This window comes from Methylobacterium sp. AC315 (assembly GCF_979253755.1).
The window spans coordinates 40921-66778 of the sequence record NZ_CEEDEA010000004.1 but is presented as its reverse complement, the minus strand read 5'-3'; the positions used below and the strand labels follow the sequence as shown (position 1 = coordinate 66778).

Annotated in this window: 24 protein-coding genes; 18 read left to right on the top strand and 6 right to left on the bottom strand. The window is 71.0% G+C overall.

Translation table 11 applies throughout. The features are described from left to right. The first annotated feature begins 159 nt into the window (after positions 1 to 159). The 6 genes from gyrA (at position 160) to AC0IY0_RS07925 (ending at position 6099) form a co-directional block, all read left to right on the top strand. The gene (gene gyrA, locus AC0IY0_RS07950; RefSeq protein ID WP_471763513.1) at positions 160 to 2934 is read left to right on the top strand and encodes a DNA gyrase subunit A; all 2775 of its coding nucleotides are present in this window, start codon (positions 160 to 162) and stop codon (positions 2932 to 2934) included. A gap of 61 nt (positions 2935 to 2995) precedes the next feature. Continuing rightward, positions 2996 to 3499 carry a pantetheine-phosphate adenylyltransferase gene (gene coaD, locus AC0IY0_RS07945; RefSeq protein WP_147909652.1) on the top strand — a complete coding sequence of 168 codons (504 nt, stop codon included), beginning with the start codon at positions 2996 to 2998 and terminating at the stop codon, positions 3497 to 3499. 27 nt (positions 3500 to 3526) lie between these two features. Continuing rightward, positions 3527 to 4075, top strand: a complete 549-nt coding sequence (locus tag AC0IY0_RS07940; RefSeq protein WP_147909651.1) for a peptidylprolyl isomerase — start codon at positions 3527 to 3529, stop codon at positions 4073 to 4075. 10 nt (positions 4076 to 4085) lie between these two features. Then, positions 4086 to 4583: a hypothetical protein gene (locus AC0IY0_RS07935; protein ID WP_471763511.1), complete on the top strand. Its 498-nt coding sequence runs from the start codon at positions 4086 to 4088 to the stop codon at positions 4581 to 4583. 66 nt (positions 4584 to 4649) lie between these two features. Continuing rightward, on the top strand, positions 4650 to 5111 hold the full coding sequence (locus tag AC0IY0_RS07930; protein WP_147855449.1) for a peptidylprolyl isomerase: 462 nt from the start codon (positions 4650 to 4652) through the stop codon (positions 5109 to 5111). Positions 5112 to 5211: 100 nt separating this feature from the next. Further along, positions 5212 to 6099, top strand: coding sequence for an EamA family transporter (locus AC0IY0_RS07925; protein WP_147939552.1), 888 nt, complete (start codon positions 5212 to 5214; stop codon positions 6097 to 6099). 8 nt (positions 6100 to 6107) lie between these two features. On the opposite strand, the gene mobA is transcribed toward AC0IY0_RS07925, so the two are convergent. Further along, positions 6108 to 6734 carry a molybdenum cofactor guanylyltransferase MobA gene (mobA, locus tag AC0IY0_RS07920; RefSeq protein WP_471763510.1) on the bottom strand — a complete coding sequence of 209 codons (627 nt, stop codon included), beginning with the start codon at positions 6732 to 6734 and terminating at the stop codon, positions 6108 to 6110. Positions 6735 to 6744: 10 nt separating this feature from the next. After that, positions 6745 to 7893: an iron-sulfur cluster carrier protein ApbC gene (apbC, locus tag AC0IY0_RS07915; protein WP_147939578.1), complete on the bottom strand. Its 1149-nt coding sequence runs from the start codon at positions 7891 to 7893 to the stop codon at positions 6745 to 6747. A gap of 416 nt (positions 7894 to 8309) precedes the next feature. Here apbC and AC0IY0_RS07910 point away from each other — a divergent pair, with 416 nt between their 5' ends. The 8 genes from AC0IY0_RS07910 to AC0IY0_RS07875 all read left to right on the top strand — a co-directional run bounded on the left by AC0IY0_RS07910 (position 8310) and on the right by AC0IY0_RS07875 (position 19142). Further along, the gene (locus tag AC0IY0_RS07910; protein WP_147856598.1) at positions 8310 to 8813 is read left to right on the top strand and encodes a pyridoxamine 5'-phosphate oxidase family protein; all 504 of its coding nucleotides are present in this window, start codon (positions 8310 to 8312) and stop codon (positions 8811 to 8813) included. 127 nt (positions 8814 to 8940) lie between these two features. Further along, a complete protein-coding gene (locus AC0IY0_RS07905; protein ID WP_471763508.1) occupies positions 8941 to 10233 on the top strand; it encodes a nicotinate phosphoribosyltransferase in 1293 nt (430 codons plus the stop codon). A 309-nt stretch (positions 10234 to 10542) separates the two neighbouring features. Next, a complete protein-coding gene (locus tag AC0IY0_RS07900) occupies positions 10543 to 12006 on the top strand; it encodes an MmgE/PrpD family protein (RefSeq protein WP_419829674.1) in 1464 nt (487 codons plus the stop codon). A gap of 137 nt (positions 12007 to 12143) precedes the next feature. Further along, entirely contained in the window at positions 12144 to 14198 is a 2055-nt protein-coding gene (locus tag AC0IY0_RS07895) for an AI-2E family transporter (RefSeq protein WP_471763506.1), read from the top strand. A gap of 146 nt (positions 14199 to 14344) precedes the next feature. After that, positions 14345 to 15133 carry a histidinol-phosphatase gene (gene hisN, locus AC0IY0_RS07890; RefSeq protein ID WP_471763504.1) on the top strand — a complete coding sequence of 263 codons (789 nt, stop codon included), beginning with the start codon at positions 14345 to 14347 and terminating at the stop codon, positions 15131 to 15133. 46 nt (positions 15134 to 15179) lie between these two features. Continuing rightward, the gene (locus tag AC0IY0_RS07885; protein WP_471763503.1) at positions 15180 to 16325 is read left to right on the top strand and encodes a hypothetical protein; all 1146 of its coding nucleotides are present in this window, start codon (positions 15180 to 15182) and stop codon (positions 16323 to 16325) included. A gap of 73 nt (positions 16326 to 16398) precedes the next feature. Beyond that, a complete protein-coding gene (locus tag AC0IY0_RS07880; protein ID WP_147909643.1) occupies positions 16399 to 17844 on the top strand; it encodes a YcjX family GTP-binding protein in 1446 nt (481 codons plus the stop codon). Positions 17845 to 18113: 269 nt separating this feature from the next. Further along, positions 18114 to 19142, top strand: a complete 1029-nt coding sequence (locus AC0IY0_RS07875; RefSeq protein WP_471763501.1) for a YcjF family protein — start codon at positions 18114 to 18116, stop codon at positions 19140 to 19142. A gap of 10 nt (positions 19143 to 19152) precedes the next feature. Here AC0IY0_RS07875 and AC0IY0_RS07870 read toward each other — a convergent pair whose 3' ends face one another. The 3 genes from AC0IY0_RS07870 to AC0IY0_RS07860 all read right to left on the bottom strand — a co-directional run bounded on the left by AC0IY0_RS07870 (position 19153) and on the right by AC0IY0_RS07860 (position 21206). Then, positions 19153 to 19383, bottom strand: coding sequence for a hypothetical protein (locus AC0IY0_RS07870; RefSeq protein ID WP_147856450.1), 231 nt, complete (start codon positions 19381 to 19383; stop codon positions 19153 to 19155). 94 nt (positions 19384 to 19477) lie between these two features. Beyond that, a complete protein-coding gene (locus AC0IY0_RS07865) occupies positions 19478 to 20029 on the bottom strand; it encodes an RBBP9/YdeN family alpha/beta hydrolase (protein ID WP_471763500.1) in 552 nt (183 codons plus the stop codon). A gap of 106 nt (positions 20030 to 20135) precedes the next feature. Beyond that, positions 20136 to 21206 carry an apurinic/apyrimidinic endonuclease family protein gene (locus AC0IY0_RS07860; RefSeq protein WP_419829677.1) on the bottom strand — a complete coding sequence of 357 codons (1071 nt, stop codon included), beginning with the start codon at positions 21204 to 21206 and terminating at the stop codon, positions 20136 to 20138. Between the two features lie 122 nt (positions 21207 to 21328). Between AC0IY0_RS07860 and AC0IY0_RS07855 the strand changes: the two genes are divergently transcribed. The 3 genes from AC0IY0_RS07855 to AC0IY0_RS07845 all read left to right on the top strand — a co-directional run bounded on the left by AC0IY0_RS07855 (position 21329) and on the right by AC0IY0_RS07845 (position 24369). Next, positions 21329 to 22522 (top strand): YihY/virulence factor BrkB family protein, encoded by a 1194-nt coding sequence (locus tag AC0IY0_RS07855; RefSeq protein ID WP_147909639.1) that lies wholly within the window; start codon positions 21329 to 21331, stop codon positions 22520 to 22522. A gap of 122 nt (positions 22523 to 22644) precedes the next feature. Continuing rightward, entirely contained in the window at positions 22645 to 23055 is a 411-nt protein-coding gene (gene msrB, locus AC0IY0_RS07850) for a peptide-methionine (R)-S-oxide reductase MsrB (protein WP_147909638.1), read from the top strand. A 321-nt stretch (positions 23056 to 23376) separates the two neighbouring features. Next, complete coding sequence (locus AC0IY0_RS07845; RefSeq protein WP_471763498.1) at positions 23377 to 24369, top strand: hypothetical protein; 993 nt, start codon at positions 23377 to 23379, stop codon at positions 24367 to 24369. A gap of 905 nt (positions 24370 to 25274) precedes the next feature. On the opposite strand, the gene AC0IY0_RS07840 is transcribed toward AC0IY0_RS07845, so the two are convergent. Next, on the bottom strand, positions 25275 to 25472 hold the full coding sequence (locus tag AC0IY0_RS07840; RefSeq protein WP_147909303.1) for a hypothetical protein: 198 nt from the start codon (positions 25470 to 25472) through the stop codon (positions 25275 to 25277). A gap of 179 nt (positions 25473 to 25651) precedes the next feature. Here AC0IY0_RS07840 and AC0IY0_RS07835 point away from each other — a divergent pair, with 179 nt between their 5' ends. Further along, positions 25652 to 25774: a hypothetical protein gene (locus AC0IY0_RS07835; protein WP_281407091.1), complete on the top strand. Its 123-nt coding sequence runs from the start codon at positions 25652 to 25654 to the stop codon at positions 25772 to 25774. Positions 25775 to 25858: the final 84 nt, after the last annotated feature.

Genomic DNA, 25858 nt, shown 5'->3' with positions numbered 1-25858 from the left:
CCGGCCGGATCGGGCCGGGGCGCGGCCTTGTGTCCGGGCCCGGAAAAGCTTATTTAACCACCTGATATCACTGCTGTTCCGCAAGGCCGTCCGGGCGCCCCGCGCGCCATCCGGACGGTCGCCAGCACCGCCCCTCCGGGCCCGATAACGGATACTTCCTTGGCCGAGACCGATCCGACTGGCGCTCCCCCGCCCGCCAGCGACATTCGCCCCGTCTCCATCACCGACGAGATGCGCCGCTCGTACCTCGATTACGCCATGAGCGTGATCGTGAGTCGCGCGCTTCCCGACGCGCGCGACGGCCTGAAGCCGGTGCACCGGCGCATCCTCTATTCCGCCTTCGAATCCGGGCACCTGCCGGAGCGGAAATACGTCAAGTCGGCCCGCATCGTGGGCGACGTGATCGGTCTGTACCACCCGCACGGCGACCAATCGATCTACGACGCCTTGGTGCGGATGGCGCAGGATTTCTCCATGCGCCTGATGCTCATCGACGGGCAGGGCAATTTCGGCTCGGTCGACGGCGATCCGCCGGCGGCCATGCGCTACACCGAATCGCGCCTGGCCAAGCCCGCGACCGCGCTGCTCTCCGACATCGACAAGAACACCGTCGACTTCCAGCCGAACTACGACGAATCGCGCGAGGAGCCCAAGGTCCTCCCGGCCCGGTTCCCGAACCTCCTGGCCAACGGCGCCGGCGGCATCGCGGTCGGCATGGCGACCAACATCCCGCCGCACAATCTGGGTGAGCTGATCGACGCCTGCGTGGCGCTGATCGGCGATCCCGGGCTGACCATCGAGCAGCTGACCGAGATCGTTCCCGGGCCGGACTTCCCGACGGGCGGGATGATCCTCGGCCGCGCCGGCACCCGGCAGGCCTACGCCACCGGCCGCGGCTCGGTGATCATGCGCGCCAAGTCGCATGTCGAGGAGCTGCGCAAGGAGCGCGAGGCGCTGATCTTCACCGAGATCCCGTATCAGGTGAACAAGGCGACGCTGGTCGAGAAGATCGCCGAGCTGGTGAAGGAGAAGCGGGTCGAGGGCATCTCGGACCTGCGCGACGAATCCGACCGCAGCGGCATGCGCATCGTGGTCGAGATCAAGCGCGACGCCATGGCCGAGGTGGTGCTGAACCAGCTCTACCGGTTCACACCGCTGCAATCTTCCTTCGGCTGCAACATGGTCGCCCTCAACGGCGGCCGGCCGGAGCTGATGAACCTGAAGGACCTGCTCCAGGCCTTCGTCGACTTCCGCGAGGAGGTCGTCTCCCGGCGCACCAAGTTCCTGCTCGGCAAGGCCCGCGAGCGCGCCCACGTGTTGTGCGGCTTGGCCATCGCGGTCGCCAACATCGACGAGGTCATCCGCCTGATCCGCACCTCGCCGGACCCGAACACCGCCCGCGAGGCCCTGATGGCCCGCGACTGGCCGGCCCACGACATCGCGCCGCTGATCGCGCTCGTGGACGACCCGCGCCACCGGGTCGCCGAGGACGGCACCTATCGCCTGTCCGAGACCCAGGCCCGCGCCATCCTCGACCTGCGCCTGCAGCGCCTCACGGCGCTTGGCCGCGACGAGGTCGGGGACGAGCTGAAGTCGCTCGCCGACGAGATCGCCGACTACCTGGACATCCTGCGCTCACGCGCCCGCATCCAGGCGATCGTCACGGACGAGCTGATCGAGGTCCGCCAGCAATTCGCCACCCCGCGCCGGACCAAGATCGTCGACTTCGATTCGAGCGTCGAGGACGAGGACCTGATCGCCCGCGAGGACATGGTCGTGACCGTGTCCCATGCCGGCTACGTCAAGCGCGTGCCGCTCTCGACCTACCGGGCCCAGCGCCGGGGCGGAAAGGGCCGCTCGGGCATGGCGACCCGCGACGAGGATTTCGTCACCCGCCTGTTCGTGGCCAACACCCACACGCCGGTGCTGTTCTTCTCCAGCCAGGGCCAGGCCTACAAGGAGAAGGTCTGGCGCCTGCCGATGGCCGCTCCGAACGCCCGCGGCAAGGCGCTGGTGAACATCCTGCAGCTGCAGGACACCTCCGAGCGCATCACCACGATCATGCCGCTGCCCGAGGACGAGGCGTCCTGGGAAACCCTCGACGTGATGTTCGCCACCGCGAGCGGCAACGTCCGGCGCAACAAGCTGTCGGACTTCGTCCAGGTGAACCGCAACGGCAAGATCGCCATGAAGCTCGATCCGGGCGATCACATCGTCCATGTCGAGATCTGCCGGCCGGACCAGAACGTGCTGCTGACGACCGCGATGGGGCAGTGCATCCGCTTCCCCGTCGAGGACGTGCGCGTCTTCAAGGGCCGCGACTCGACCGGCGTGCGCGGCATCCTGCTGGCCAAGGACGACCGGGTCATCTCGATGACGATCCTGAACGCCTTCGACGCAAGCGCCGAGGAGCGGACCGGCTACCTGAAGATGCGCCGCGCCGTCACTGGCGAGGTGGAGGAGGGCGCCGAGGTCGAGGCCGAGGACGGCGCGGAGGCCGCCGCGATCTCGCAGGAGCGCTACGCCGAGATGGGCGGGGCAGAGCAATACGTGCTCACCCTGTCCGAACGGGGCTACGGCAAGCGGTCCTCGTCGTTCGAGTACCGGACCTCGGGCCGCGGCGGTAAGGGCATCACGGCCATGCGGGTCAACGACCGCAACGGCAGCCTCGTGGGCTCCTTCCCGGTGGAGGCGACGGACCAGATCATGCTGGTCACCGACCGCGGACAGCTCATCCGGGTGCCGGTGGACGACATCCGCATCGTCGGCCGCGCCTCGCAGGGCGTCACCGTGTTCAACACCGCCAAGGACGAGAAGGTCGTGTCGGTCGAGCACATCGTGGGCGAGGACGAGGGCAGCGCCGAGGCCGGCCTGGAGAGCGGCATCGAGGCTGGTCCGGAGGACGGCACCGAGGACGGCACCGAAGAGGTGTGAGGCTTCGGCCCGCACAGCCCGAGGTTCCGTCGCGCGCAAAAATGCTCTAGGTCGGGCCGCGATGACGCGCACCGCCCTCTATGCCGGCTCGTTCGATCCGGTCACGAACGGCCATCTCGACGTGGTCCGCCAAGCCTGCCGGCTGGTGGACCGCCTCGTGATCGCCATCGGCGTCCATCCCGGCAAGGCGCCGCTGTTCTCTGCGGAGGAGCGCGCCGCCCTGCTCGCCGAGACCTGCGGGCCGGTGGCCCAGGCCGAGGGCGCGACGCTGGAGATCGCGACGTTCGCCGACCTTGCGGTGTCGGCGGCCCGGCGCTGCGGGGCGTCGATCTTCATACGCGGCCTGCGCGATGGCACGGATCTCGACTACGAGATGCAGCTCGCGGGCATGAACGGCGCCATGGCGCCGGAGGTGCAGACCGTGTTCCTGCCCGCCTCGACGCAGGCGCGCCCGATCACCGCGACGCTGGTGCGCCAGATCGCCGGCATGGGTGGGGATGTCTCGCCCTTCGTGCCGGCGGCCGTCGCCGACCGCCTCCGGCAGCGCTTCGCCACCACAGCCTGATCCTCTGACCTTTCTGGAAGGAACCCGATGAATCGCCGCCACGCCCTCCTCGCGCTCGCCCTCACGCTCGGCTCCGTCCCGGCCGCCCGGGCCGCCGACGCCAACACGGTCTTTCTCGACACCAAGGACGGGCGCATCACCATCGCGTTGCGGCCGGACCTCGCCCCGAAGCACGTGAAGCAGATCAAGACGCTGGTCGGCCAGGGCTTCTACGACGGCCTGAAGTTCCACCGGGTGATCGACGGCTTCATGGCCCAGACCGGCGACCCGAAGGGCAACGGCACCGGCGGCTCCAGCCTGCCGAACATCCCGGGCGAGTTTTCGCAGACGGCCGAGTTCCGCCGCGGCACGGTGGGCATGGCCCGCTCTTCGGATCCGAACTCGGCCAACTCGCAGTTCTTCATCTGCCTCGGCGACGCGCCGTTCCTGAACAAGCAGTACACCGTCGTGGGCAACGTCACGGACGGGCTCGACGTGCTCGACAGGATCAAGAAGGCCGCCCCCGGCGCCCCGGGCGGCGCCGTGCAGGATCCGGACAAGATCGTCCGCATGACCTTGGCCGAGAAGGCCAAGTAGCCCCTCGCCGATGTGGCACCGGCTGGCCCTCCTCGGCGCGCTCGCCCTCGCCCCGGCCACGGCGCGCGCCTATGATGGCGTCTCAGCCTATGGCGGCTACGCGTACGCGCCCGGCGGCGGTTATCCGCTGAGCCTGCCACAGACCCTGCGCGGCACCGTCGCGGTACCGCTCGCGCATCGGCCGGCCCGGGCGGCCGATACCCTGGCCGAACTCTACCCGGTGCTGGCGACCTGCTGGCAGCCGCCGGCAGGGCTGGGGCGGCCCGACGGCGGGGCAGCCGATATCGAGATCACCGCGCGGCTGTCGCTCCGGCGCGACGGCAGCCTGATCGGCCGCCCGCGCATCACCTACGCCGCGGGTTTCCAGACCGGCCGGCGCCGCAGCCTGGTGCGGGCGACCCTGGACGCGCTCACCGGGTGCATGCCGGCGCGGATCACCCCGGGCCTCGGCCGGGCGATCGCGGGGCGGCCCGTAGCCCTGCGGTTCGTCTACCGCCCGCCGGCCTGACCGTTTCGCCGCGCTCGCCGGATCGGGTGGGCGCCGCTACATTCTCACCAACAGGAAGGACCTACCATGGCCGACACCGAAAACCTCATCCTCGAGACCACCAAGGGCCGCGTCGTGATCGGGCTGCGCCCCGACCTCGCCCCGGGCCATGTCGAGCGGATCAAGACGCTGGCCGCCCAGGGCTTCTACGACGGCGTGCCGTTCCACCGGGTCATCGACGGCTTCATGGCCCAGACCGGCGATCCGACCGGCACCGGCTCGGGCGGCTCCGAGCTGCCGGACCTGAAGGCCGAGTTCAACGCCGAGCCGCACGTGCGCGGCACCTGCTCGATGGCCCGCACCAACTTCCCGCACTCGGCGAACTCGCAGTTCTTCATCTGCTTCGACGACGCGCGCTTCCTCGACAAGCAGTACACGGTGTGGGGCAAGGTCGTGGACGGCATGGACGTGGTCGACACGATCAACAAGGGCGAGCCGCCGCGCTCCCCGGACAAGATCGTGAAGGCGACGGTCGGCGAAGCGGCCTGAAACGACCGGACGTGTCCGCCCGCCCGGGCGGACACGTCCGCGTACCGATGGGACGATTGTCCCTTGGCAGGACGCGCGCGGCCTGTGAGGTTGCCGCGCCATGCAAACCGCCACGCTTCCGCTTCGGGACCTCTGCCTCGCCGTCGCGGTGGTCGCCGTCTGGGGTACCAACTTCGTGGTGATCCGGATCGGGCTCGACCACCTGCCGCCGCTGCTGTTCGCGGCGCTGCGCTTCACGCTGGCGGCGTGCCCCGGCGTGTTCCTCATGCCCCGGCCCAACGTCGCCTGGCGCAATCTCGCCGCCTACGGGCTGCTGATCGGGGCCGGGCAGTTCGGGCTCTTGTTCATCGCCATGCGCGGCCACATCACCCCCGGCCTCGCGTCGCTGGTGATCCAGGTCCAAGTGTTCTTCACGATCGGATTGTCGATCCGGCTCACCGGCGAGCGGGTCCTTGGCTACCAATGGGCCGCCCTGGCACTGGCGGCGGCCGGCATCGGCGTGATCGCGCTGCATGCCGACGGGGCCACGACGCCCTTTGGCCTCGGCCTCATCGTCCTCGCGGCGGCGAGCTGGGCCGGCGGCAACGTCGCGGCGAAGCGCAGCGGCGTCCGCGCGATGCTGCCCTACGTGGTCTGGGCCAGCCTGTTCTCCGCGCCGCCGCTCTTCGCGCTGTCCTTCCTGCTCGAAGGCTGGGATGCGATCCGCGCCGGCCTCCAGAATGCCGATGCGGCGACCTGGGGGGCGGTGATCTGGCAAACCGTGGGCAATACCCTGTTCGGCTACGCCGTCTGGGGATGGCTGCTCTCCCGCCACCCCGCCGCGCGCATCGTCCCGATCGCGCTGCTGGTACCGGTCTTCGGGATGGCCGGATCCGCCGTCTGGCTCGGTGAGACGCTGCCGGGCTGGAAGCTCGGCGCGGCCGGTCTCGTCCTCGGGGGCCTCGCCCTCGGCATCCTCTATCCACGCTGGCAAGCGCGCCGGGCCTGAGGCCGGGCTCAGCCGCGCCCGAGGCCGGCCAGGATCGCGGCCTCGGCAGCCGCTATGTCGTCGGGCGCGTTGAGATTGCAGAACGGATCCAGGGGCTCCGTCGGCCAGGAGACGGTCGCCGCGCCGTGGCGCGCGATGAACGCCCCGACCCGCCGCTCGTCCCGCTCCACCAGAGCGCGGCGCAGATCCGCCCGCAGCCCGACCGGCCAGAGCGCCACCGTGTAATGCGCGCGCGCGCCCGAGGCGGCGAGGGCGATCGGCGCGTCCCGCAGGGCCGGTTCGAGCCGCATGGCGAGATCGTCCGGCAGGAACGGGGCGTCCCCGGGGGCACTCAGCACATGGGTGACGTCCGGGTGCCGCACGGCGGCGAAGTCCAGACCCGCCAGCAGGCCGGCCAAGGGACCCGGGCGCCCCGGCACGGGATCGGGCAGGATCGGCCCCGGAAACCCGGCGAACCGATCCGGGTCGCCGTTGGCGCTCAAGGCCAGACCCGCGCCGCATTGCGGGGCGAGCCTCTCCACGACGCGGTCGAGAAGCGTCCGGCCAACCAGCCGCATCAGCGGCTTGTCGACCCCGCCCATCCGGCGGCCGAGGCCGCCGGCGAGGATCAGACCCAGGACGTGCGGGCGATCCACCGGGAGACGCTCACTCGATGACGATCCTCGGCGCGGTGCGCCCGGCCGGGGCACCCGAGAGGTTCGCCCACAGGGACGCGGCGATGTCGCGGTAGACCTTGGCGTGGGGGCCGTCCGGATCGGTCGCCACCACGGGCCGGCCGGAATCCGAGGTCTCGCGAATCGTCATGTCGAGCGGCACCTCGCCGAGGAACGGCACGCCGAGGCGCTGCGCCTCGATGCGGGCGCCGCCATGCCCGAAGATGTGCGAGGCGTGGCCGCAATTCGGGCAGACGAAGGTCGCCATGTTCTCGATCACCCCGAGGATCGGGACCGCGACCTTCTTGAACATGGTCACGCCCCGCCGGGCGTCGATCAGCGCCAAGTCCTGGGGCGTCGAGACGATCACGGCGCCCGAGAGCGGGGTCGCCTGGGCCATGGTCAGCTGGGCGTCGCCGGTGCCGGGCGGCATGTCGACGATGAGCACGTCGAGTTCGCCCCACAGCACGTCGCGCAGCATCTGGGTGATCGCCGACTGCACCATCGGCCCGCGCCAGATCATCGCCGTCTCGGGCTCGATCAGGAAGCCGATCGACATGACCTTCAGCCCGTAGCCGACCATCGGCTCCATGGACTTGTTGTCGACGACGGTCGGCTTGCCCGACAGGCCGAACAGCTTCGGTACGGACGGCCCGTAGATGTCGGCATCGAGCAGGCCGACCTTCAATCCCTGGGCCTGCAGGGCCAGCGCGAGGTTGCAGGCGGTGGTGGACTTGCCGACGCCGCCCTTGCCGGAGGCGACCGCCACGATGTGGCGCACGCCCGCGATTTGCGGACCCTGGTTCGGGGGCGCGCCGGGCCGCGGCGGCGCGACCGGCGGCGGCGTCACCGGGCGGGGCGCGGCGTCGCTCTGTGCGGGCATGCCCGGACCGCGCTCCGAGGTCAGGCTCGCGAACACCCCCGAGACGCCCGGCATCTGCAGGATGCGCCCCTCCGCCTGTCGCCGCACCGGCTCGAACCGTTCGGCCTCGCTCGGATCGACCAGGATCGAGAACATCACGCGGTTATTGGGATCGACCACGACCTGGGAGAGCCGGCCGGAGCCGGGCAGGGTGGTGCCGGCGGCATCGACGGTGACGGATTGGAGCGCGCGCAGCACGTCGTCGCGGGTGATCGCCAAATCGTCCTCCACCGGGGGAAAGCAGGTCTTGTTCCCGCTGCATGTAACTAAGCCAGGCGAGAACACCAGACCCTGGCGTCAAACCTCCACGCCGCGGCCCCGCGCGACCGGCCTCCGCGTTCGGTCGCGACTCGGGCAGCCTGATCTTCAACGCCCGGGAACCGGAGCGGCCCATCCGGACGCCTGCGCCGGACCCGATCTCGGCCCCGGCCGGTGCGATGGCCGGCCAGACCCGAGCGGCGACCACGGCCAAGCCTGAGCAGGCCGTCCACCGCCCGATTGCCCCCATCCCGAAACCACCTGAACCAAGCGGGCCTTCGCCCGTTGTCGAGGCGACTTGCGGGCGGGGCCTTCCTGGAGGGGGCTGCCCGCGCGACTCGAACGCCACGTCGGCGACAGTTAAGGAGATCAGTTTCATGCATCAGGGCAACCACCGCGACCACGAGGGCGCGAAGAAGCTGTTCGAGCTGGTCAAGGACGTGAAGATCGCCATGATGACCACCGTCGATGCCGACGGAACGCTCAACAGCCGCCCGATGTGGAACAACGACGCCGACGAGAACGGCGACCTGTGGTTTTTCACCAAGCTGCACTCGCCCAAGACGGCCGAGATCAGCAAGGACAACCAGATCAACCTGGCCTACTCCGACCCGTCGAGCCAGACCTACGTGTCGGTCGCCGGCAAGGCCGAGATCGTGCGCGATCAGGCCAAGATCGACGAGAAGTGGAATGAGAGCCTGAAGACCTGGTTCCCCAACGGCAAGAACGATCCCGAGGTCGCGCTGATCCGCGTCCACCCGGAGAAGGGCGAGTACTGGGACAGCCCCAACAGCACGATGCTGCATCTCTACGGCTACGTGAAGGCCTCGCTCACCGGCGAAAGCCCCAAGACCGAGACCAAGAAGGTCGACCTCGCCTGATCTCGTGTGACTTGGCGATGCGGATGACGGGGCGGCGCGCCAGATCGGCGGGCCGCCCTTCTTCTTGACGTCACGGCTTGCGGCATGCGCTCTGCGCCGGTGGCGCGCGTGAAAGAGTCCGAACGGCATGATTGATCTGGCGAAGCGGGTCTACGATCACAGCTTCCGCATCGACCCGATCGTGCGGTCCCTGCTCGACACCGATTTCTACAAGCTGCTGATGGCGCAGACGATCCTGCGCCGGCATCCGCAGATCGACACCACCTTCGGGATCACCAACCGCACCAAGCGCATCCGCATCGCCGACGAGGTCGATGCCGGGCTGCTGCGCGAGCAGCTCGACCACGCCCGCAGCATGCGGCTCAGCAAGGGCGAAGTGACCTGGCTGCGCGGCAACGTGTTCCGCGGCCAGGGGCGGATCCTGGGCCCCGAATTCGTCGCGTGGTTCGAGGGCTTCCAGTTGCCGGACTACGAGCTCGCGGTCCATGACGGCCAGTACGAGCTGACCTTCCACGGTCCCTGGATCGAGACCACGATGTGGGAGGTCCCGGCGCTCGCGATCCTCAACGAACTCCGCGCGCGCGCGGTGCTGCGCGGCCTTGGCAAGCTCGACCTGCAGGTGCTCTACGCGCGCGCCATGACCCGGGTCTGGGAGAAGATCCAGCGGCTGCAGCGGTTGCCGGACCTGTCGGTGGCGGATTTCGGCACGCGGCGGCGCCACGGCTTCCTGTGGCAGGATTGGTGCGTTCAGGCGATGGCCGAGGGACTTGGCCCCGCATTCCTGGGCACCTCGAACTGCCTGATCGCGGCGCGGCAGGAGGTCGAGCCCGTGGGCACCAACGCCCACGAATTGCCGATGGTCTACGCGGCGCTCGCCGAGGACGATGCGGCGCTGGCCGCCGCGCCCTACGCGGTGCTGGCCGACTGGCAGGAGGATTACGACGGCAACCTGCGGGTCATCCTGCCCGACACCTACGGCACCACCGGCTTCCTGGCGAACGCCCCGGACTGGGTGAGCGACTGGACCGGGATCCGCATCGACTCGAAGGACCCGATCGCGGGCGGCGAGGAGGTGATCCGGTTCTGGCGAGAGCGCGGCTACGATCCCGCGGACAAACTCGCGATCTTCTCCGACGGCCTCGACATCGACGAGATCGAGCGCATCCACGCCCATTTCCACGGGCGCATGCGCATCGGCTACGGCTGGGGCACCCTGCTCACCAACGATTTCCGCGGCCTCCTGCCGGACGGCAAACTCGATCCGGTCTCGGTGGTCTGCAAGGTCGTGGAGGCGAACGGCCGCCCCACCGTCAAGCTGTCCGACAACCCCACCAAGGCGCAGGGACCGGAGGACGAGATCGCCCGCTACCGCCGGGTGTTTGGGGTCGGCGAGCAGGACGTGCTGCCGGTGCTGGTGTGAGGGACGCCCGGCTTCGCCACCCCGGCCGATGAACCGCACCCTTTCCCGGACGCCGGGCCTGTCAGGGGACGGTGATCCGGGACCCAGCACGCAGAGCGCCGTGCCGCGGCACCGTCGCTGAACCCCCACGGACGCTGCGCGTCGTCGTGCGCCGGGTCCCGGGTCACAGTCCGCTCATGCGCCTTGCGCGCAGGGACAGGCGGGGCCTGCGCGGATACGAAACGTTACCCCCTGACGGACCCGAACTTTATTCAGTATCGTGTCGACCAACAGGGCCGCCGTCTGCGGACGCCCCCAAGGGAGAACGCCATGACCTTCAATCGCCGCGCGCTCATCGGCGCCGCAAGCCTCGCCCTGGCGGCGCCGGCCGTGCAAGGGGTGCAGGCCGCCGAGGCCGTCGACCCCGCGAAGAAGCCGGCCGCCAAGGCGCCGCCGCCCGTTACGAAAATCCTCGCGCAGTGGATCCTGGCCTCGTCCTACGACACCCTGCCCGAAACGGTCCGCCGTGAGGGCGTGCGCAGCTTCCTCAACTGGGTCGGCGTGGCGATCGGCGGCTCGCACCACGAGACCGTGGACGTGGCGGTCTCGGCGCTGCAGCCGTTCTCGGGGCCGCCGCAGGCCGGGCTGTTCGGCCGGTCGGAGCGGTTCGACATCATGAACGCCGCCTTCCTGAGCGGCGTGGCGAGCCACATCTTCGACTTTGACGACACCCACCTCAAGACGATCATCCATCCGGCCGGGCCGGTCGCGTCGGCGATCCTGGCCTATGCCCAGATGAAGCCGGTCTCGGGCAAGGACTTCCTCGATGCGCTGGTCGTTGGAATCGAGACCGAGTGCCGGATCGGCAACGCGGTCTACCCGAACCACTACGATGCCGGCTGGCACATCACGGGCACCTGCGGGCCGTTCGGCGCCGCTGCGGCAGTCGGCAAGCTGATGGGGCTGACCGAGCAGCAGATGGTCTACGCGCTGGGGCTCGCCGCCTCGCAGCCGGTGGGCCTGCGCGAATCGTTCGGCTCGATGAACAAGAGCTTCAACCCGGGCCGGGCGGCCTCGAACGGCCTGTTCGCGGCGATCCTGGCCGCGAAGGGCTTCACGTCGTCGGACGGCATGATCGAGGCCAAGCGCGGCTGGGCCAACACCATCTCGACCAAGCAGGACTGGTCCGAGATCACCGACGGCCTCGGCACCCGCTACGAGGCCCTGCTCAACACCTACAAGCCGTTCGCCTGCGGGATCGTCATGCACCCGACGATCGATGCCGGCGTGCAGATCCGCGATCAGGACCACGTCCGGCCGGAGGACATCGCCCGGGTCGACCTCAAGGTCCACCCGCTGGTGCTCGAGCTGACCGGCAAGACCGCGCCGAAGACCGGCCTGGAGGGCAAGTTCAGCATCTACCACGCGGCCGCGATCGCCCTCGTGGAGGGCGCGGGCGGCGAGAAGCAGTTCAGCGACAGGGCCGTGAACGACCCGCGCGTCGTGGCTCTGCGCCAGAAGGTGGTGCCGGTGATCACCCCGGGCATCGACGCCGCGCAGGTCGACATGACCGTGACGCTGAACGACGGGCGCAGCTTCCACCGCCGGATCGAGCACGCGATCGGCAGCGTCGAGACGCCGATGTCGGACGCGCAGCTGGAGGCGAAGTTCACCGACCTCGCCGCCGGGATCCTGCCGGACGCCCAGGCCAAGCGGGTGATGCAGATGTGCTGGTCGCTCCCCGAATTGAAGGACGTGGGCGAGGTGGCCCGGGCCGGGGTCCAGGGGGCGTAACCGGAGCACGCGCAACTCTGGGTAACGGATCCGCGAGCCGCGCGGGATCGTTTTCGGACCCCGTGCCGTTCCCATGCCGCGAGGCCCCGCGACCCCGGCGGGCGCCCGCCTGTCGCGTTCGGGGTGTGGATCGCAGCATGGGAACGAGAAGCCCGGTCGGGGCGCAGCCTGAGCGCGCGCTGGTTGCGCCGCGCCCCACGCGCGTCGCCGCGGCCGAGACCCCGCGGTCCGCGATGGCCTCGCCGATCCTGGTCGGGGCCACCATCGTGGCGGTGCTGTATTTCGGCCGCGAGATCTTCATCCCGATCGCGATCGCGCTGCTCCTGTCCTTCGTGCTGACGCCGCTGGTGAACCGCCTGCGGCGCCTGCGCCTGCCGCGGCTGGTGGCGGTGGGCGTGAGCGTGTTTCTGACGCTCGGCATCGTGGCCGCCCTGGCGACGCTGATCGGCATCCAGGCGGCCGACCTCGCCGGCGACATCCCGCGCTACCGCACCACCATCGAGCGCAAGATCGAGGGCCTGCGCGCCTCGCCGGTGGGCCATATCACCGATTACGTCGCCAATATCGGCCGGGCGCTCCATGCCGGCGGCAAGGAGGCGGAGGCGGGCAAGGAGCCCGCGAAGGCGCCGGCCGGTCCGGAGCCCGCGCGCCGCGCCCCGCCGGCCTCCGAGCCGGCGCAGGGATCGGCACTGGACCAGGCCGGGCCCGGCCAAAAGCCCGTCCTGGTCGAGGTGGCCTCGACCCAGCCGGGGCCGCTCGAGACGCTCGGCACCCTGCTGTCGCCGGTGCTGCAGCCGCTGGCCACGGTGGGCATCGTCTTCGTGGTGCTGCTGTTCGTCCTGATGCAGCGCGAGGACCTGCGCGACCGCATGATCCGGCTCGCGGGCTCCAGCGACCTGCACCGCACCACCGGGGCGATCGACGACGCGGCCGGGCGCCTCAGCCGCTACTTCGTGGTGCAGCTCGCCCTCAACACCGCCTTCGGGGTCGTGATCGGGATCGGCCTCTACGTCATCGGCGTGCCGAACCCGGTGCTGTGGGCGATCTTCGCGGCGCTGATGCGGTTCGTGCCCTACATCGGCGCGTTCCTGTCGGCGATCCTGCCGATCACGCTCGCCGCCGCGGTCGATCCCGGCTGGAACATGATGATCGCGGTGACGATCCTGTTCCTCATCCTGGAGCCGCTGACCGGCCAGGTGTTCGAGCCGATCGTCTACGGCCAGTCCACCGGGCTCTCGCCGCTCGCGGTGCTGGTCTCGGCCCTGTTCTGGACCTGGCTGTGGGGGCCCGTGGGCCTGCTGCTGTCGACGCCGCTCACCGTCTGCCTGGTGGTGCTGGGACGGCACGTCGAACATCTCGAATTCCTGGACGTGCTGTTCGGCGACCGGCCGGCGCTCACGCCCGTGCAGAATTTCTACCAGCGCATCCTGGCCGGCGATTCCGAGGAGGTGCTGGGCCATGCCGAGCTGATCCTGCAGCAATGCTCGCTCTCGTCCTACTACGACGAGGTGGTGCTCAAGGCGCTCGAACTCGCCGCCCGCGACGCGGCGCGGGGCGTGCTGACCGCCCAGCAGAAGGGCGCGATGCGCACCGCCCTGGGCGAGCTGATCGCCGACCTGTCCGAGCGCGGCGACGCCACCGCCGAAAGCACGGGGGAGGGTGGCGAGCACGCCTGCAGCCCGATGCCGGTCGGCCCGGCCCCGGATGCGCTGCCGGAAGCCTGGACCCGCGCGGGCGCGGTGCTCTGCATCTCCGGACGCGGCTTCCTCGACGGCGCGGCGGCCGCGATCCTGGCCCAGATCCTGGAGAAGCGCGGGATCGGCGTCCGCACCGTGCCGTTCTCGGACGCCGCCACGGCGCGGATCGGACGGTTCGAGCCGGGCCCGGCCCGGATGGCCTGCGTCGTCTCGCTGGCGCTGAACGGCGAGCCGACGCACCTGCGCCGGCTGGTCGGGCGGCTGCAGGCGCGGATGCCCGGCGTACCGGTCCTGCTCGGCTTGTGGCTGGCCCAGAACGGCCAGTCGGACCGGGTGGCGCGCGTGCCGGACGGCTCCACCGAGGCGTCCGGACAGGTCGCGTCCTTGCGCGAGGCGCTCGAGGCGGTGCTGGCCGCCGTGCAAGCGGATATCGCGGGCACGGCAGCGCCCGCGGCCGGCGCCGAGGCGCGGTTGCCGGAACCCGCGGAGGCGTGAGGCTTGAAGCGGAGGAGCTTGCGGCCAAGGAGCTTGGGGCGAAGGGGCTTGGGGCAAAGGGGCTTGACGGCCGGGGCCCGGCCCCGGTTTCGTCTCGCGCCGGGCAGGCCCCTATCGGGCCTCGGGCAGAGCAGGGGGCAGGGCCGATGAGCGTCGTCGAACTCGGACGGTTCATGGACGATCTCGCGGAGGCGTCCGGCCAGGCGATCCTGCCGTTCTTCCGCGCCGCGTTCGGCCTCGACGACAAGGCGCGGGGCGGCGCACCGTTCGATCCGGTCACCGAGGCCGACCGCGCGGCCGAGACCGTGCTCCGCCGGATGATCGCCCAGACCTTCCCGAGCCACGGCATCCTGGGCGAAGAATTCGGCTCCGAGCGCACCGACGCCGAGTGCGTCTGGGTGCTCGACCCGATCGACGGGACCCGCGCCTTCATCGCCGGCCTGCCGACCTGGGGCACGCTGATCGGGCTCACGCGCAACGGCGTGCCGGTGCGCGGGCTGATGCACCAGCCCTATCTCGGCGAGCGCTTCACCGGCGACGGCCGCAACGCCCGCCTGCGCGGCCCCGCCGGCGAGCGCACCCTGCGCGGCCGCCGCTGCGGAGAACTCAGCCAGGCCATCCTGGCCACCACCGACCCGCGCCTGTTCGCGGGCGGCGAGGAGGCCGACCGCTTCCGCGATCTGGAGGGCCGCGTGCGGATGTCCCGCTACGGCACCGATTGCTACGCCTACTGCATGCTCGCCGCCGGCCAGATCGACCTCGTGGTCGAGGCCGGCCTGAAGCCCTACGACATCGTCGCGCTGATCCCGATCGTCGAGGGCGCGGGCGGACGCGTCACAGCCTGGGACGGCGGCTCGGCCGCAGGCGGCGGGCGCGTCGTGGCGGCGGCCGACCCACGCCTCCACGAGGCCGCGCTGAGGGTGCTGAACCCGTGACGCAGCGCCGTTCCGCGGAGGACCGCGACCGTGGGAGCCGGTCCGCGTGCTGTTGAACGCGCTCGTCCTGCTGGCGGCCCTCGTGCCGGCGCTCGTGCCGGCCGTGGAGGATCGCGCGGCCGCGCTGCTGGCCGCCGCGCCGCCGATGGCCGCGGCACCGGCCGAGGCCGCCCCGCCGCGCTTCGATCCCGCCACCCGGTCGGTATCCAACTGGCACGCGCAGGCCGGCGACAACCTGCTGCCGCGGTCCCTGGCGCTGACGGCCCGGCTCGCAGAGAACCCGCCCTACATCGCCCGCTGCGTCCGGCTCAACAACGGCTGGTGCATCAAGTCCGCCCGCTGGTCGGGGGAGATCGGGGCCGATACCGAGGGCCACACCGCCTTCGCCACGATGGCGGACGGGGCAGACGCCGCCGCGAGCCTGCTGCGCCGCTACGTCCGCGATTACAACCGGCGCAACGCCCTCGCCATCGTGCGCCGCTGGGCGCCTTCCGAGTGCCGGGTCGCGATGCCGAGTCGGACGGGCAGGGGGGTCGCGACCGGGGTCGCCACGCCGGCGGTCTCGGCGACCCTGGCACCCCGGGGACTGGGCCGGACCCTGCGTGCCCGGTTCCTGGCCTCCCACCGGCCGGGCGGCGTGGCCCGGGGCCGGGCCAAGGCCCTGCGGGTGCAGCCCTGGTCGCCGCTCGCCCGGATGGCGGGGAAGGCCGGCGCTCGGCTGCCCGCCCCCCGCGTGTCCCGGGTCGCGACGCTCCAGCCGGTGCCCGACATCGCCGCCGGCATCGCGTCCCCGACGGTACCGGCGCTCCCCCGCGGCGCCGCGGATCCGGCCGCGCTCCTCGACCGCAAGGTCCCGAGCCCGGACCGGATGGTCGCGGAATCGGCGCTCCTGCCCGCCATCGCCTCCGGGCTGCCCCTGCTCGACCTGCGCCTGCCGGCTCCGCTCTGCACGGGCGACGAGGTTCGGATCCAGGCCTATGCCGCGAAGATCAGCGGCAGCGTCGGGCTGAAGCCGACCGACGACCTCGACCTGTTCGGGCCGGACGGCGAGCCGCGACCGAATCTGGGGCCGGTGATGCTGGCGATGTCGGCCGTGGAACTCGGCACGCTCCGGGCAGGTCCCGACCTGGTCAACGCGGCCATCGCCCGTCTGAAGCCGGTCACGCCCGCCGCCAACGCGACGACACCGTAACCGCAAGCCTTGCGGTTCGGCTGCAATCGCGCCACCTGTGCGCGGCCAGTTTCCCTCGATCACGAGCCCGCCCGTGCCCCTGACCGACCTTGCCGCACGCGCCGGCTCGGCCGTCAAAGCCTTCGCCGAAGCCTCGCACGACCTGCTGATCCAGCCGACCTTGCGGCTCGGGGTCACCGGGCTCGCGCGGTCCGGCAAGACCGTGTTCACCACGGCGCTGATCCACCACCTCGTGGAGGCTCACGCGCTCCCGGCGTTCGCGCCCGCGCAGGAGGGCCGCCTCCGCCGCGCCCGGCTGGTGCCGCAGCCCGACGACGACGTGCCGCGCTTCCCCTACGAGGAGCATTTCGGCACCCTCACGGAGGCCCGGCGCTGGCCGCGCTCCACCGACAGGATCAGCCAGTTCCGCCTGGAGATCGCCTACGAGCGCGCCGCAGGCTGGCGCAGCGGGCCGGCGACCCTGATGCTCGACGTGGTCGATTACCCCGGCGAATGGCTGCTCGACCTCGCGCTGATCGAGACCGGCTACACCGCCTGGTCCCGGGCCACGATCAACGGCACCCGCCGGCCGGGCCGGACCGCGGTGGCGGCGCCGTGGCTCGAGGCGCTCAAGGGCTTCGATCCGCACGGCCCCCTCGACGAGGTCGCGGCCGAGCGCGCCAGCGACGCGTTCAAGGCTTATCTGGCGGCCCTGCGCGCCGGCCCGGAATCGGTCGCCACGACGCCGCCGGGGCGCTTCCTGATGCCCGGCGACCTCGCGGGCTCGCCGGCGCTGACCTTCGCGCCGCTCGATAATCTCACCGGCAGCATCCCCCCGGACAGCCTGGCCGGGCTGATGGAGCGGCGCTTCGAAGCCTACAAGGCCAAGGTCGTCACCCCGTTCTTCCGCGACCATTTTCAGCGGGTCGACCGGCAGATCGTGCTGGTGGACGTGCTCGCCGCCGTCGATGCCGGGGCCACCGCCCTGGCGGAGCTGGAGGAGGCGCTGGACGCGGTGCTGCTCAGCCTCAACATCGGGCGCAACACGGTGCTGTCGAAGCTGTTCGCGCCCCGGGCCGACCGTGTTCTGTTCGCCGCCACCAAGGCCGACCACCTCCACCAGACCAGCCACGACCGGCTCGACGCGCTGCTGCGCCTGCTGGTCTCCCGCTCCATGCGGCGGACCGAGGCCGCGGGCGCCCGGGTCGGCACCGTGGCGCTCGCCTCCGTGCGCGCCACCCGCGAGACCACGGTTCATGACGGCTCCGAGGTTCTCCGCGCGGTCGCGGGCACGCCCGAGGCCGGCGAGACGGTGGGCGACGAGGTCTTCGACGGCAACAGCGAGGCCGCCGTGTTCCCGGGCGAACTCCCCGCCCGCGCGGAAGCGGTGCTGGAGGGCGCCGTCGCCCCCGGGTCGCTCCGCTTCCCCCGCTTCCGCCCGCCGCTGATCCGCCCGGACGGCCTCGGCCGCGCCGGCCACCTGCCGCAGATCCGGCTGGACCGGGCGATGCAGTTTCTGATCGGTGACAGGCTCGGGTGATGATGGGGCGGGTGGGTGCCCAGGATGGCGCCGCGGTCGTGAGCCGGTCGGCGCGTATTTCGATCGCCCTGGGCGGCGCGCGCGACCGATGGGCGGGTCCGCGTTCGCGCGCATGTCGCCGGGCTCATACGGCGTCGGGCACGATGCAGGTCCCCTCTCCCGTGCGGGAGATGGGGCACGTCGCGGCCAGCACCAAACGATGTGCGAACAGCGTCCTTGCCGACGGGGCAAACCCTAAAACAATCCGCCCCCTCAGGAGGCCGTAAGCCATGTCCTCAGGCCAGAAACCCCGAGCCTTCCGGATCAATCCCGAGCCGCCGCCGGGGCCGGGCGTGGCCACGATGCCGCTCGCGCCCCGGCCGGAACAGGCCCGGATCGTCGAGGAGCCGTTCGAGATCGTCGACGCGGCCGACGGCGTCGCGGTGCCGGTTGCGCCGCGCCGGGGCTCGCCCTGGGGGGCGCTGTTCCTGACCGCGGCGGGGGGATTGGTCTCGCTGGGGATCGGCCTGTCGATCGAGCGGATGATCGCAGACCTGTTCCAGGCCGCGCCTTGGCTCGGCTGGGTGGCGCTCGCCCTGCTCGGGCTGGCCGGTCTGGCGCTCCTGGCGATCGTCGTCCGGGAGCTGGCCGGCCTGCGGCGCGAGCGGAAGATCGAGCGCCTGCGCCAATCGGCCATCGACGCGCTCGGCAGCCGCGACCATACCGGCGCACAGGCGGTGGTGCAGGCGCTCTCGACCTTTTACGCCGATCGCGAATCCCTGGCGCCCGGCCGCGCCCGGATCGACGCCGCCGCCGACGCGATCCTCGACGTGGACGACCGGATCGGGCTGGCCGAGCACGAGTTGCTGGCGGGTCTCGACCGGCAGGCGCGTAACGCCATCGCGGCGGCGGCCAAGCAGGTCTCGGCGGTCACGGCGCTGAGCCCGCGGGCGATCGTCGACGTGGCGTTCGTAGTCTTCGCCGCCGTGCGGCTGCTGCGCCGGATCGCCGCCATCTACGGCGGCCGGCCGGGTTTCCTGGGCTTCCTGCGACTGACGCGGGCGGCGGTCGCGCATCTCACCATCACGGGCGGGATGGCGGTGGGCGAGAGCGTGATGCAGCAGGTACTGGGGCTCGGGATCGCGGCCCGGGTCTCGGCCAAGCTGGGGGAGGGCGTGCTGAACGGGCTGATGACCGCCCGGTTCGGGCTGGCCGCCCTCAACGTCTGCCGGCCGCTGCCGTTCGTGCGCGAAGCGCCGCCGCGCCTGGCCGACGTAGCGGGCGAATTGCTGCGCTCGGCAGAGCCCGAATCGAAATAGGCCGACGCGGCTACTTCGCGGCGGCCGTGGCGGCGCGGCGGTTGGCGATGCGCGTGAACATGTTGCCGGTGTAATCGGCCACCTTCGGCTTCTCGACTTCGCCGACCTTCGCCTCGAACGCCTCGATGCGCTTCAGGAGCGCGGCGTCGTTGAACAGCGAGCTGTTGAAGTTGATGTGGGCCCGCTGCCCGAGGGCGGCCTGGACCACGTCGAGTCGTTCCAGAAGCTCTTTACGCGTCACGGTGCTCTCCAGGGGCGCCTTCGGGGCGAAGGTCCGCCCAAGCCGACACTGGAGGCCGCAAGGGTAAACGGCGCGTTAACGCGCGGCGCAGCGCCTACAGCCCTTTCATGAACCCGGCGAGCCGCATCAGCCCCTCGGGCCACGGCCCGTGGCCGCTCGCGACGTTGATGTGCCCCGATTCGCCGGCATCGACCGTGAGGGAACCCCAGGCATGGGCGAAGTCGTCGGCGCGCGCGTAGGTGCAATACGGGTCGGTGCGGCTCGCGACCAGGAGCGACGGGAAGGGCAGGGGGTCCCGGGGCATCGGCGCGAAGGCCCGCACGGAATCGGGCAGGTCGGGCGCCTCCTCGACGTCCGGGCAGGCCACGAACAGGGCGCCGCGCACGATTCCCGGCGCGAAACGCGGCGCCGCCTCGACGCAGGCCACGACCCCGAGGCTGTGGGCGATCAGGATCACCGGACGGGTCGCGGCCGCGACGGCCTCGGCGATCCGTCCGCACCAGGCCTCCGGGGTCGGCGCGTGCCAATCGTCCTGGGCGACCACGCGGGCGGTGGCGAGCCGGCCGGCCCAGCGGGCCTGCCAATGGTCCTCGTCGGAGCCTCCGAGCCCCGGGACGATGAGGATGTCGCAATCGGCCGTCTTCATGCCGGCTGCCTAGCGCATGATGCGGGAAAGTGAAATCCGGATCTCCGAGATCATCATGCCCGAACAAGGCGCTAGCCCGGTCCGGCGACGCCGCCGAGATCCGCCGTCACTCCGCCGCGATGGCGGCCCGGGCCGGGTCGGTGATGTGGCGGGCGATCTGCGTGGAGGCGTGGTTCTTCGCCTTGGCCTCGATCTCGAAATCGGCCCAGACGAGGTGGCGGGCGACGAGGTCGTTCACGGCCCGGTTCCACATCATGTCGGAATGGGCGGCGAGATCCCGGACCGCGTGGCCGGCCACGCGCAAAGCCGGGAAATCGGGCAGGGCGTCCGGGTCGCAATCGGCCGAGACCGCTTCGCGCGAGACGCTGATATGCGCCAGCGGCCGCACCCCGCGCCAGGAGTCCCGCACCCGGGCGATCCGGGGATCGTCGGGTTCGAGATATTCGCCGCCGCTCTGCACCCAGTGATGGTGCAGGTCGAGCACCACCGGCACGACGTCGGCGAGTTGCAGCACCGCCTCGACCCCGAAGACGTTCTCGTCGTTCTCGACGGTGAGGAGGTCGCGCGCCACCTGGCTGGCCCGGGGCAGGGTCTCGCGGAAGCCCGCGACGCCCGGGTCGCCGGCCCCGACATGGATGTTGATGTGGGCGCCGTGGGGATGCCAGCCGCCCCCGTAGCCCATGCGGTCGAAGATCTCGGCGTGATAGTCGAGTTCCGACAGGCCGTTGGCGATGGCCGCCGGGTTGCGGCTCGCCAGCAGGCAGAACGGGCCCGGGTGGAAGCTCAGGCGCACGCCGAGCCGGCGCGCCAGCGCCCCGGCCTCCGCCAGCCCCCGCTGGACCAGGGCCTCCATCTCGGGCTCCGCGTAGATCGCCCGGGCGATCGCGTGGGTGTAGCCCGGCAGGACGTTGCTCGCCATCCGCAGCAGGCGCTCGATCGGCGGCCGGGCCCCGACCCAGGCGATCTGGCGGGCCAGCGCGTCCAGATTGTGGGCGACGAGCCCGGCGAGCTTCGCCCGCCGGGCGGCGGGCTCCAGCTTGGTGAGATGCGCCATGGTCACGCTGGTCAGGTTCATGTGGAGCGTGGCCTCGCGCTCCGCCTTGAGGGTGGCGTGGGTGCCGGGCGGCTCGTCCAGGACGAACTTGCAGCAGAATCCGAGGCGTGGCTGATCGCGCATAGGATGCACAACGCGCGTCGCAGCCGCGCGTGCCCGAAAACGCGTGCGGAACGGCCGCGCTTCGCCGACGTTTGAGCCTTCGAGCGCGGCAGTTCCGCGCGGAACGTCCGTCTCGTACAGCCATGCGCGCGTCGCCTCCCCGCCCGGGTCCGGAGCCGGATACCGGCTCGGTCCTCTGGATCCTGATGCTGGGCTCGGCCCTGGTGGCGCTCGCTGCGACGCCGGCCCGGCGCCGCACGCAGGCCCTGTCCGAGACCCCGGAGCCGCAGGCCGAACCGCTGCACGTCGACCCGGCCCCACCTGTGCGCAACACGGCGATCAATGTCGGCGCACGCTCGATCGTGGGCCGCGCCGCGCAGCTCACGGCGGCGACCCAGCCCGAGCGCGGACGCGCCGCCGACAGCCCCGCCGAGATGACGGGCGCCGGCTGGAAGGACATCGCGGTCCGGGTCTACCTGGAGTTCAACAAGGACCGGGTGCTGGCCGTGGCCGCCGGGGTGACCTTCTACACCCTGCTGTCGCTGTTCCCGGCGATCGCGGCGCTGGTCACCTGCTACGGCCTGTTCGCGGACGTCAACGCGATCAACGAGCACCTGGCGCAGCTGCACGCCGTACTGCCGACCGGCGCGGTGGAGCTGATCGGCGACCAGATCAAGCGCATCGCCGCCAAGGGCAGCAGCTCCCTCAGCGTCACGTTCTTCACCAGCCTGCTGCTGTCGCTCTGGAGCGCCAACGCCGCCATGAAGGCGATGTTCGATGCCCTGAACGTGGTCTACGAGGAGGAGGAGAAGCGCAACTTCCTGTGGCTCAACATCCGCTCGCTGACCTTCACGGTGGGCGCGCTGCTGTTCATCATCATCGCGCTCAACGCGATCGTGGTGGTTCCGATCGTGCTGAACTTCCTCGGCCTCGGCTCGGGCGCCTGGCTGCTCGCGGCCCTGCGCTGGCCGGCGGTGCTGCTGGTGCTGCTCGCCGGGCTCTCGGTGCTCTACCGCTTCGGCCCGAGCCGCGAACACGCCCGCTGGCGCTGGGTCGGCGTCGGCAGCGTGGTGGCGGGACTGCTCTGGCTGATCGCGTCCCTGCTGTTCTCCTGGTACGTCGCCAGCTTCGGCACCTACAACGAGACCTACGGCTCGCTAGGGGCGGTGATCGGCTTCATGACCTGGATCTGGATCTCGTCGACCATCGTGCTGCTCGGCGGCGAGATCAACGCCGAGCTCGAGCACCAGACCGGCCGCGACACCACCACGGGGGCGCCCCTGCCGCTCGGACACCGCCGGGCCCGGATGGCCGACACCGTGGGGGCGGCGGCGTAGGACGCGACCGTAAAGCGGGACCGTGAGCGACAGGTTGCCGCCGGTGCAGGCGTTTTCGGGGTGGCAGGACTGCCGGGCCCCGGGCACGATGCCTATATCGCCCGTCGAACAGGGAGATCTTCATGGCCGATACCGCGACGACCAGCCCGGAGGCCCGCAGCGAGGCCGAGTGGCGGGCGACGCTCACGCCCGAGCAGTACCGGGTGCTGCGCGAGCACGGCACCGAGCGCGCCGGCACGAGCTGCCTGCTGGCCGAGAAGCGGCCCGGCACGTTCACTTGCGTCGGGTGCGGACAGCCGCTGTTCGAGCAGGGCACCAAGTTCGAGTCCGGCAGCGGCTGGCCGAGCTTCTTCGAGCCGCTGGAGGGCGCCGTCGAAACCACCGTGGACCGCAGCCACTGGATGGTCCGGACCGAGGTTCATTGCGCCCGCTGCAAGGGCCATCTCGGCCACGTCTTCGACGACGGCCCCGCCCCCACGGGCCTGCGCTACTGCATGAACGGCGCCGCCATGACCTTCGAGCCGGCGGCCTGAGCCGGGCCGGCCCGGGATTAACCTGGGTTGGAAAATCCATACCGAAAGACGGGATATCGGGGACAGGCCCGGAATTGGGGGAATCGCAACCCCATTCCGGACTTGATTTCGTCGTGTTTTTGCTTAGCGCTTAACCGTCTCATGTTGTCGCCGTCCGGTATTGGCGATGGATGCGGTTGAGGGAGAGCCAATACGGCGTTGCGGCTGAGCTTTTACGCCGTGCCGGCCGGCTCGACTTACCAGATCCATCCGGGCCGGCGGCCCTGAGGGCAGTCCGCCGGATCGGCGCACCGCCGACGAAGCGGGAGGGGTTTTGAGTTCATGAGCACCATTCGCCGATTCCTGGTCGCGCCATCCCTGGTCCGCCTGATCCGCAAGGAACGGGGCGGCGCCCGGATCACCGAGGGCCACTTCGTCGCCCAGGGCGGCCGCAGCTCCTACGTGCGCGTCGATGGCCAGATCTGCCAGCTGGTGCTGGTGAACAAGGGCGCCGACGGCATCCCGGCCGAGGAGCGGACCGACGTGCCGCGCGCCCACGGCGACGCGCTGCTGGATGTCTGCCCCGGCAAGGCCGCCTACGACCGCACCGTGCTGACGCTCGGCGGGCGCGAGGTCACGATCGACCGGTACGTCACGCCGGGCAATCTCGACCTGATCAGCGTCGCCTTCGACAATGACGGCGACGCGGGTGCCTTCCAGACCCCGAACTGGTTCGGACGCGAGGTCAGCAGCGAGCCGGCCTACGAGCGCCAGGCTCTGGCCATCCAGGGCGTGCCGGCCGGCGAGGAGGTGCCGCTGAGCAACGCGGCGCTCGACGCCGTGCTCGATCTGATCGAGCCGCGTTTCGGCTTCGGCCGCTACAGCAGCAACGCGCGCGGCAGCGAGACGTCGGACGACGGCGCGATGAGCGCCATGCGCCGCATCGTGACGCCTGCGGCCGCCGCACCGGCGGCACCGCCCGCGCCTGCACCGGCGCCGGCCCCCGAAGCCGTCGAGCCGCCGCCCGCACCCCTGCCCGTCGCCGAGGCTCCGCCGCCGGAGCCCGAGCATCAACCCGAGCCGGCCCCGGAGCCCGTCGCGCCCCCGGCGCCGACCGCCCACGAAACCACCCCGGCCCCGGCCGCCGCCCACGACGGCATCCACAGCGACGCGCGCATCGACGACGTGATCGAGAGCCTGTCGCAGGCGCTCGGCGCCGCGATCCATCAGCATCCCGAGCCGACCGCCGAGCCCAAGGACGCGAAGGCCGACGAGTCGGCAGGCGTGTTCGAGCGCTGGACCGTGCGCCCCCGCCGGACGCAGCAGCAGACCTGATCAACCGATCCATCGAGAAGGCCGCGGGGGCAGGGCGCCACCGCGGCCTTTTTGCTGCGCGCCGTGGAGCCACATGAGGCTTCCACGTGACGGGCCCTGCGCGGCCCCCTCCGTCATCGCAAGCGGAGCGAACCAAACCCCGTGCGGCACGCGCGCTCAGAATGGGGCAAACCCGGGCCGCTTGGCTGGGCTCGCCGCAACGGAGCCGGCAGAGCGGCACTCCGCCCTTGACAATGTTCCTATTTTGTGCTCATTAGCCGTCACCTGTCCTTCGGCGGTGTGGGGGTGACTCCACGGCGCTCCTCGGGGGTTCGTCCGGTGGCTGACCGGCGGGCTCGGGGGATGGGGCGATGCCCGCGTCGGTGGCTCTCAGCCGCTATCGCCCCGGGCGGCGTGCCGATGCAGGGCGTGTCTCGGATGCGGGCGTGAAGATCGGGCGGTAGTCTGCCCGGCGGGGTGCGGAAATGCCCCCGCGGCGACCCGGATCTGGGCGTGACCCTCAGAAACCTGCGGACCCGCCCACTACGAGGCGGATGTCGGGTGGAAGGCCACGGCGGTGATGCGGGTTCCGGGGGCGTCTCGGCTGCGATTGCGGCTTGGGCGCCATGGGCAGTGACCGCTAACACGGAGTCGCGGGGATCGGGGCGTCGCACAGACATCGCGACGAGACAGACGGCACCGGCCGGGGACCATGCCCGGCCAATGCCGCGGGTCGCCGCGGGGATCGGATCCCGCGCGTAACTTGGCCGACACCTGGGTTCCCGCGGCGTCCCGCGTCCAGCGTGAGGAGACTTCTTGGGCCATGCCCCCGGCGCACCAGGCGCGCGGGGACGATGAGGCCTGTCAGGCGGTCGCGTGCGAACCGTCCCGATGAACCTGAGTTCGGGACGAAACCGGATCAGGTTCTACAGCAGCATCCCGGAGGAGGACCGCACCGTCAGCGACTTCCCGGCCCGGGACACCAAGTGGGCGAAGGCCAGGGCAGCCGCCGAGGCCTGCGCGGCCGAAGGAAACGTCCGGGACGACTCGGCGACGGTCTCGTCGGCCTCGTTAAGCAGGACCCAGGACCACAGATGCTCGGCCTGGCGGATCTGGAAGTGCATGGCGAATCCACCCCGTAAGGTCTGGACCACCATGCGCCGCGAAAAGGCCTTGCGGGTTAATGGGTTGCGCCGCCAAAGTCGAATAGTCGACAAACCATCGACTTGTCCGCGCTTTCACCGCTCTTCACAGCGTGGCGTCTGCATCAGGCCTGCGACGTGACCTGGAGGGAGGGCCGACGATGGCAACTTCCACGCCCGGCAGCGTGCTGGAAGATCGGGACGGGCGCGGCGAAGGATGCCGAACAACAAAAAAAGCAAGGCCTGAGGCCTTGCTTTTCAAGCTGCAGTGGCTCGACCTTTGATTATCCTACGCATTGCCTGCGTGGCGGTCGGTTTTCCTCCCGAGACTCGGACCCTGCGCCACCTCTTGCGGGCGTCGCAAACAT

Coding starts and splice junctions, on each gene's coding strand:
- coaD (WP_147909652.1), top strand. CDS start 2,996: ATGACGCGCACCGCCCTCTATGCCGGCTCGTTCGATCCGGTCACGAAC.
- AC0IY0_RS07940 (WP_147909651.1), top strand. CDS start 3,527: ATGAATCGCCGCCACGCCCTCCTCGCGCTCGCCCTCACGCTCGGCTCC.
- AC0IY0_RS07935 (WP_471763511.1), top strand. CDS start 4,086: ATGTGGCACCGGCTGGCCCTCCTCGGCGCGCTCGCCCTCGCCCCGGCC.
- AC0IY0_RS07930 (WP_147855449.1), top strand. CDS start 4,650: ATGGCCGACACCGAAAACCTCATCCTCGAGACCACCAAGGGCCGCGTC.
- AC0IY0_RS07925 (WP_147939552.1), top strand. CDS start 5,212: ATGCAAACCGCCACGCTTCCGCTTCGGGACCTCTGCCTCGCCGTCGCG.
- AC0IY0_RS07910 (WP_147856598.1), top strand. CDS start 8,310: ATGCATCAGGGCAACCACCGCGACCACGAGGGCGCGAAGAAGCTGTTC.
- AC0IY0_RS07905 (WP_471763508.1), top strand. CDS start 8,941: ATGATTGATCTGGCGAAGCGGGTCTACGATCACAGCTTCCGCATCGAC.
- AC0IY0_RS07900 (WP_419829674.1), top strand. CDS start 10,543: ATGACCTTCAATCGCCGCGCGCTCATCGGCGCCGCAAGCCTCGCCCTG.
- AC0IY0_RS07895 (WP_471763506.1), top strand. CDS start 12,144: ATGGGAACGAGAAGCCCGGTCGGGGCGCAGCCTGAGCGCGCGCTGGTT.
- hisN (WP_471763504.1), top strand. CDS start 14,345: ATGAGCGTCGTCGAACTCGGACGGTTCATGGACGATCTCGCGGAGGCG.
- AC0IY0_RS07875 (WP_471763501.1), top strand. CDS start 18,114: ATGTCCTCAGGCCAGAAACCCCGAGCCTTCCGGATCAATCCCGAGCCG.
- AC0IY0_RS07865 (WP_471763500.1), bottom strand. CDS start 20,029: ATGAAGACGGCCGATTGCGACATCCTCATCGTCCCGGGGCTCGGAGGC.
- AC0IY0_RS07860 (WP_419829677.1), bottom strand. CDS start 21,206: ATGCGCGATCAGCCACGCCTCGGATTCTGCTGCAAGTTCGTCCTGGAC.
- AC0IY0_RS07855 (WP_147909639.1), top strand. CDS start 21,329: ATGCGCGCGTCGCCTCCCCGCCCGGGTCCGGAGCCGGATACCGGCTCG.
- msrB (WP_147909638.1), top strand. CDS start 22,645: ATGGCCGATACCGCGACGACCAGCCCGGAGGCCCGCAGCGAGGCCGAG.
- AC0IY0_RS07845 (WP_471763498.1), top strand. CDS start 23,377: ATGAGCACCATTCGCCGATTCCTGGTCGCGCCATCCCTGGTCCGCCTG.
- AC0IY0_RS07840 (WP_147909303.1), bottom strand. CDS start 25,472: ATGCACTTCCAGATCCGCCAGGCCGAGCATCTGTGGTCCTGGGTCCTG.
- AC0IY0_RS07835 (WP_281407091.1), top strand. CDS start 25,652: ATGGCAACTTCCACGCCCGGCAGCGTGCTGGAAGATCGGGACGGGCGC.